Annotated in this window: 8 protein-coding genes; all 8 read right to left on the minus strand. The window is 44.6% G+C overall.

Annotation, left to right across the window (positions count from 1 at the left end; all coding sequences use genetic code 11):
* Window positions 1-131: 131 nt before the first annotated feature.
* Window positions 132-1,118 carry a Minor spike protein gene (locus RUM8411_RS23330; RefSeq protein WP_000466547.1) on the minus strand — a complete coding sequence of 329 codons (987 nt, stop codon included), beginning with the start codon at window positions 1,116-1,118 and terminating at the stop codon, window positions 132-134.
* Window positions 1,119-1,126: 8 nt separating this feature from the next.
* Window positions 1,127-1,654: a hypothetical protein gene (locus RUM8411_RS23335; protein WP_000487867.1), complete on the minus strand. Its 528-nt coding sequence runs from the start codon at window positions 1,652-1,654 to the stop codon at window positions 1,127-1,129.
* A gap of 110 nt (window positions 1,655-1,764) precedes the next feature.
* Window positions 1,765-3,048, minus strand: a complete 1,284-nt coding sequence (locus RUM8411_RS23340; RefSeq protein WP_000065572.1) for a major capsid protein — start codon at window positions 3,046-3,048, stop codon at window positions 1,765-1,767.
* Window positions 3,049-3,084: 36 nt separating this feature from the next.
* Entirely contained in the window at window positions 3,085-3,201 is a 117-nt protein-coding gene (locus RUM8411_RS23345; protein ID WP_000033471.1) for a phage DNA packaging protein J, read from the minus strand.
* Complete coding sequence (locus tag RUM8411_RS23350) at window positions 3,201-3,659, minus strand: scaffolding protein D (RefSeq protein WP_000084700.1); 459 nt, start codon at window positions 3,657-3,659, stop codon at window positions 3,201-3,203. The genes RUM8411_RS23345 and RUM8411_RS23350 overlap by 1 nt, the downstream gene beginning before the upstream one ends.
* Window positions 3,656-3,895: a phage DNA packaging protein C gene (locus RUM8411_RS23355; protein WP_016670801.1), complete on the minus strand. Its 240-nt coding sequence runs from the start codon at window positions 3,893-3,895 to the stop codon at window positions 3,656-3,658. The genes RUM8411_RS23350 and RUM8411_RS23355 overlap by 4 nt, the downstream gene beginning before the upstream one ends.
* A complete protein-coding gene (locus RUM8411_RS23360; protein ID WP_435988044.1) occupies window positions 3,828-3,980 on the minus strand; it encodes a hypothetical protein in 153 nt (50 codons plus the stop codon). Before RUM8411_RS23360 ends, RUM8411_RS23355 begins: the two co-directional genes overlap by 68 nt.
* Window positions 3,913-5,513: replication endonuclease (locus RUM8411_RS23365; RefSeq protein WP_503167639.1), on the minus strand; the 1,601-nt coding region annotated here is incomplete at its 5' end. The genes RUM8411_RS23360 and RUM8411_RS23365, both read right to left, overlap by 68 nt.

Here is a 5,513-nt window from a genome sequence, read left to right on the forward strand (position 1 = left end):
AGAGCCTCGATACGCTCAAAGTCAAAATAATCAGCGTGACATTCAGAAGGGTAATAAGAACGAACCATAAAAAAGCCTCCAAGATTTGGAGGCATGAAAACATACAATTGGGAGGGTGTCAATCCTGACGGTTATTTCCTAGACAAATTAGAGCCAATACCATCAGCTTTACCGTCTTTCCAGAAATTGTTCCAAGTATCGGCAACAGCTTTATCAATACCATGAAAAATATCAACCACACCAGAAGCAGCATCAGTGACGACATTAGAAATATCCTTTGCAGTAGCGCCAATATGAGAAGAGCCATACCGCTGATTCTGCGTTTGCTGATGAACTAAGTCAACCTCAGCACTAACCTTGCGAGTCATTTCTTTGATTTGGTCATTGGTAAAATACTGACCAGCCGTTTGAGCTTGAGTAAGCATTTGGCGCATAATCTCGGAAACCTGCTGTTGCTTGGAAAGATTGGTGTTTTCCATAATAGACGCAACGCGAGCAGTAGACTCCTTCTGTTGATAAGCAAGCATCTCATTTTGTGCATATACCTGGTCTTTCGTATTCTGGCGTGAAGTCGCCGACTGAATGCCAGCAATCTCTTTTTGAGTCTCATTTTGCATCTCGGCAATCTCTTTCTGATTGTCCAGTTGCATTTTAGTAAGCTCTTTTTGATTCTCAAATCCGGCGTCAACCATACCAGCAGAGGAAGCATCAGCACCAGCACGCTCCCAAGCATTAAGCTCAGGAAATGCAGCAGCAAGATAATCACGAGTATCCTTTCCTTTATCAGCGGCAGACTTGCCACCAAGTCCAACCAAATCAAGCAACTTATCAGAAACGGCAGAAGTGCCAGCCTGCAACGTACCTTCAAGAAGTCCTTTACCAGCTTTAGCCATAGCACCAGAAACAAAACTAGGGACGGCCTCATCAGGGTTAGGAACATTAGAGCCTTGAATGGCAGATTTAATACCAGCATCACCCATGCCTACAGTATTGTTATCGGTAGCAAGCACATCACCTTGAATGCCACCGGAGGCGGCTTTTTGACCGCCTCCAAACAATTTAGACATGGCGCCACCAGCAAGAGCAGAAGCAATACCGCCAGCAATAGCACCAAACATAAATCACCTCACTTAAGTGGCTGGAGACAAATAATCTCTTTAATAACCTGATTCAGCGAAACCAATCCGCGGCATTTAGTAGCGGTAAAGTTAGACCAAACCATGAAACCAACATAAACATTATTGCCCGGCGTACGGGGAAGGACGTCAATAGTCACACAGTCCTTGACGGTATAATAACCACCATCATGGCGACCATCCAAAGGATAAACATCATAGGCAGTCGGGAGGGTAGTCGGAACCGAAGAAGACTCAAAGCGAACCAAACAGGCAAAAAATTTAGGGTCGGCATCAAAAGCAATATCAGCACCAACAGAAACAACCTGATTAGCGGCGTTGACAGATGTATCCATCTGAATGCAATGAAGAAAACCACCATTACCAGCATTAACCGTCAAACTATCAAAATATAACGTTGACGATGTAGCTTTAGGTGTCTGTAAAACAGGTGCCGAAGAAGCTGGAGTAACAGAAGTGAGAACCAGCTTATCAGAAAAAAAGTTTGAATTATGGCGAGAAATAAAAGTCTGAAACATGATTAAACTCCTAAGCAGAAAACCTACCGCGCTTCGCTTGGTCAACCCCTCAGCGGCAAAAATTAAAATTTTTACCGCTTCGGCGTTATAACCTCACACTCAATCTTTTATCACGAAGTCATGATTGAATCGCGAGTGGTCGGCAGATTGCGATAAACGGTCACATTAAATTTAACCTGACTATTCCACTGCAACAACTGAACGGACTGGAAACACTGGTCATAATCATGGTGGCGAATAAGTACGCGTTCTTGCAAATCACCAGAAGGCGGTTCCTGAATGAATGGGAAGCCTTCAAGAAGGTGATAAGCAGGAGAAACATACGAAGGCGCATAACGATACCACTGACCCTCAGCAATCTTAAACTTCTTAGACGAATCACCAGAACGGAAAACATCCTTCATAGAAATTTCACGCGGCGGCAAGTTGCCATACAAAACAGGGTCGCCAGCAATATCGGTATAAGTCAAAGCACCTTTAGCGTTAAGGTACTGAATCTCTTTAGTCGCAGTAGGCGGAAAACGAACAAGCGCAAGAGTAAACATAGTGCCATGCTCAGGAACAAAGAAACGCGGCACAGAATGTTTATAGGTCTGTTGAACACGACCAGAAAACTGGCCTAACGACGTTTGGTCAGTTCCATCAACATCATAGCCAGATGCCCAGAGATTAGAGCGCATGACAAGTAAAGGACGGTTGTCAGCGTCATAAGAGGTTTTACCTCCAAATGAAGAAATAACATCATGGTAACGCTGCATGAAGTAATCACGTTCTTGGTCAGTATGCAAATTAGCATAAGCAGCTTGCAGACCCATAATGTCAATAGATGTGGTAGAAGTCGTCATTTGGCGAGAAAGCTCAGTCTCAGGAGGAAGCGGAGCAGTCCAAATGTTTTTGAGATGGCAGCAACGGAAACCATAACGAGCATCATCTTGATTAAGCTCATTAGGGTTAGCCTCGGTACGGTCAGGCATCCACGGCGCTTTAAAATAGTTGTTATAGATATTCAAATAACCCTGAAACAAATGCTTAGGGATTTTATTGGTATCAGGGTTAATCGTGCCAAGAAAAGCGGCATGGTCAATATAACCAGTAGTGTTAACAGTCGGGAGAGGAGTGGCATTAACACCATCCTTCATGAACTTAATCCACTGTTCACCATAAACGTGACGATGAGGGACATAAAAAGTAAAAATGTCTACAGTAGAGTCAATAGCAAGGCCACGACGCAATGGAGAAAGACGGAGAGCGCCAACGGCGTCCATCTCGAAGGAGTCGCCAGCGATAACCGGAGTAGTTGAAATGGTAATAAGACGACCAATCTGACCAGCAAGGAAGCCAAGATGGGAAAGGTCATGCGGCATACGCTCGGCGCCAGTTTGAATATTAGACATAATTTATCCTCAAGTAAGGGGCCGAAGCCCCTGCAATTAAAATTGTTGACCACCTACATACCAAAGACGAGCGCCTTTACGCTTGCCTTTAGTACCTCGCAACGGCTGCGGACGACCAGGGCGAGCGCCAGAACGTTTTTTACCTTTAGACATTACATCACTCCTTCTGCACGTAATTTTTGACGCACGTTTTCTTCTGCGTCAGTAAGAACGTCAGTGTTTCCTGCGCGTACACGCAAGGTAAACGCGAACAATTCAGCGGCTTTAACCGGACGCTCGACGCCATTAATAATGTTTTCCGTAAATTCAGCGCCTTCCATGATGAGACAGGCCGTTTGAATGTTGACGGGATGAACATAATAAGCAATGACGGCAGCAATAAACTCAACAGGAGCAGGAAAGCGAGGGTATCCTACAAAGTCCAGCGTACCATAAACGCAAGCCTCAACGCAGCGACGAGCACGAGAGCGGTCAGTAGCAATCCAAACTTTGTTACTCGTCAGAAAATCGAAATCATCTTCGGTTAAATCCAAAACGGCAGAAGCCTGAATGAGCTTAATAGAGGCCAAAGCGGTCTGGAAACGTACGGATTGTTCAGTAACTTGACTCATGATTTCTTACCTATTAGTGGTTGAACAGCATCGGACTCAGATAGTAATCCACGCTCTTTTAAAATGTCAACAAGAGAATCTCTACCATGAACAAAATGTGACTCATATCTAAACCAGTCCTTGACGAACGTGCCAAGCATATTAAGCCACTTCTCCTCATCCAACGCGTCAGTTTTTGACAGAATCGTTAGTTGATGGCGAAAGGTCGCAAAGTAAGAGCTTCTCGAGCTGCGCAAGGATAGGTCGAATTTTCTCATTTTCCGCCAGCAGTCCACTTCGATTTAATTCGTAAACAAGCAGTAGTAATTCCTGCTTTATCAAGATAATTTTTCGACTCATCAGAAATATCCGAAAGTGTTAACTTCTGCGTCATGGAAGCGATAAAACTCTGCAGGTTGGATACGCCAATCATTTTTATCGAAGCGCGCATAAATTTGAGCAGATTTGTCGTCACAGGTTGCGCCGCCAAAACGTCGGCTACAGTAACTTTTCCCAGCCTCAATCTCATCTCTCTTTTTGCGTTCTGCTTCAATATCTGGTTGAACGGCGTCGCGTCGTAACCCAGCTTGGTAAGTTGGATTAAGCACTCCGTGGACAGATTTGTCATTGTGAGCATTTTCATCCCGAAGTTGCGGCTCATTCTGATTCTGAACAGCTTCTTGGGAAGTAGCGACAGCTTGGTTTTTAGTGAGTTGTTCCATTCTTTAGCTCCTAGACCTTTAGCAGCAAGGTCCATATCTGACTTTTTGTTAACGTATTTAGCCACATAGAAACCAACAGCCATATAACTGGTAGCTTTAAGCGGCTCACCTTTAGCATCAACAGGCCACAACCAACCAGAACGTGAAAAAGCGTCCTGCGTGTAGCGAACTGCGATGGGCATACTGTAACCATAAGGCCACGTATTTTGCAAGCTATTTAACTGGCGGCGATTGCGTACCCGACGACCAAAATTAGGGTCAACGCTACCTGTAGGAAGTGTCCGCATAAAGTGCACCGCATGGAAATGAAGACGGCCATTAGCTGTACCATACTCAGGCACACAAAAATACTGATAGCAGTCGGCGTGTGAATCATTAGCCTTGCGACCCTCGGCAGCAAGAACCATACGACCAATATCACGAAAATAGTCACGCAAAGCATTGGGATTATCATAAAACGCCTCTAATCGGTCGTCAGCCAACGTGAGAGTGTCAAAAACGATAAACCAACCATCAGCATGAGCCTGTCGCATTGCATTCATCAAACGCTGAATAGCAAAGCCTCTACGCGATTTCATAGTGGAGGCCTCCAGCAATCTTGAACACTCATCCTTAATACCTTTCTTTTTGGGGTAATTATACTCATCGCGAATATCCTTAAGAGGGCGTTCAGCAGCCAGCTTGCGGCAAAACTGCGTAACCGTCTTCTCGTTCTCTAAAAACCATTTTTCGTCCCCTTCGGGGCGGTGGTCTATAGTGTTATTAATATCAAGTTGGGGGAGCACATTGTAGCATTGTGCCAATTCATCCATTAACTTCTCAGTAACAGATACAAACTCATCACGAACGTCAGAAGCAGCCTTATGGCCGTCAACATACATATCACCATTATCGAACTCAACGCCCTGCATACGAAAAGACAGAATCTCTTCCAAGAGCTTGATGCGGTTATCCATCTGCTTATGGAAGCCAAGCATTGGGGATTGAGAAAGAGTAGAAATGCCACAAGCCTCAATAGCAGGTTTAAGAGCCTCGATACGCTCAAAGTCAAAATAATCAGCGTGACATTCAGAAGGGTAATAAGAACGAACCATAAAAAAGCCTCCAAGATTTGGAGGCATGAAAACATACAATTGGGAGGGTGTCAATCCTG

Source organism: Ruegeria meonggei, from assembly GCF_900172215.1.
Classification (GTDB): Bacteria; Pseudomonadota; Alphaproteobacteria; order Rhodobacterales; family Rhodobacteraceae; genus Ruegeria; species Ruegeria meonggei.